The sequence below is a fragment of the Vibrio sp. 10N.222.49.C9 genome, assembly GCF_041474985.1.
Classification (GTDB): Bacteria; Pseudomonadota; Gammaproteobacteria; order Enterobacterales; family Vibrionaceae; genus Vibrio; species Vibrio crassostreae_C.
The window spans coordinates 1-304 of sequence record NZ_JBFRVD010001360.1; the positions used below are offsets into that span (position 1 = coordinate 1).

The following is a 304-nucleotide window of genomic DNA, read 5'->3' on the forward strand; positions in this document are numbered from 1 at the left end:
GTATCGAGATGCCAATGATAAGGCGATTGCTGAGTTGACTGAGCAGTTGGCGAGTGGCACTAAAAAGCATGAGGCCTTAGAGCGTCGTGTAACGAATATGAATCGCACGTTAAGTAGTCTTGAGGAGCGATTATTTGCAGAGCTAGAGAAGCAGCTGAGTGATGTTTCTCATTCGATAGCGCCACCAGCACAAAAAAACAAAACGGGTACTTCAGGGGCGACTACAGCCAGTTCTGAGAGTGCGGAAGTGTCAGTGGCATCATCTGTTCCAGAGGTGACACGTTTGGGGCCGTTATTCTTGAAG

General features: G+C 48.4%; 1 protein-coding gene. It reads left to right on the plus strand.

What is annotated here, in order from left to right:
* Window positions 1–304, plus strand: a 304-nt coding sequence (locus AB4585_RS28285; protein WP_372172088.1) for a hypothetical protein, incomplete at both ends; no start/stop codon positions are given.